Origin of the sequence: Streptomyces sp. DH12, from assembly GCF_020873895.1 — a bacterium.
Taxonomy (GTDB): Bacteria; Actinomycetota; Actinomycetes; order Streptomycetales; family Streptomycetaceae; genus Streptomyces.
This window is the reverse complement of the sequence record NZ_JAHWGT010000512.1, coordinates 1-581: the sequence shown is the minus strand read 5'-3', so window position 1 is coordinate 581 and position 581 is coordinate 1. Positions and strand designations below refer to the sequence as shown.

1 protein-coding gene and 1 pseudogene are annotated in these 581 nt (G+C 69.7%); both read right to left on the bottom strand.

Translation table 11 applies throughout. The features are described 5' to 3' along the window. Positions 1-102: pseudogene (locus LPA54_RS35480) on the bottom strand (succinate dehydrogenase, cytochrome b556 subunit); the annotation flags it as partial. A 179-nt stretch (positions 103-281) separates the two neighbouring features. Further along, positions 282-581: 2-oxo-4-hydroxy-4-carboxy-5-ureidoimidazoline decarboxylase (locus tag LPA54_RS35475; RefSeq protein WP_306806595.1), on the bottom strand; the 300-nt coding region annotated here is incomplete at its 5' end.

Below are 581 nucleotides of genomic sequence, written 5' to 3'. Positions count from 1 at the left end.
CTCGTGAACGACCAGGAAGAAGAAGATGAGGACGCCGGTGACTCGATGAGCCACCCAGGACCACAGTCCGTCCCGGCCGCGGTACAGCGTTCCAGCCGGCACGGAAATTTCCTCCGGGAGCGGGGATTGGGGCCGCGCCGGCTTTCCTTGTCGGTCGGGCCCGGCCGGGTACGGTCCACCGGCCCCCAGCATGGTAGCGACGGTTGCCCGCGGCGCTTACGGGGGGCCTGCCGGTGTGATCAAACTTGCACTCAAAGGGGTGCGGGGCCCGTTTCCGGCGGCTACCGGGGTGGGGCTTGGTCGCATGTGCCGGGTGCGGGGCCGTCTGTGGCCGGTCGCGCAGTTCCCCGCGCCCCCAGGAGGTCCCTCAGCCGCTCTCCGGCCAGGCGGCGGAGTTGCTCCGCTGCCACGACCCGTTCATCCTCCGGATCGTTCGCCAATCGTGACCGGATGTCGGTCAGGACGCGGTCCAGGGACTCTTCCTCGGGGACTCCGTCCAGGGAGATGACGAAGACGTGTCCGAATGTGGCCTCGTAGGCCGCGTGGGCCGCGCTCAGGGCCGTGTGGGCGGCGGAGTAGGT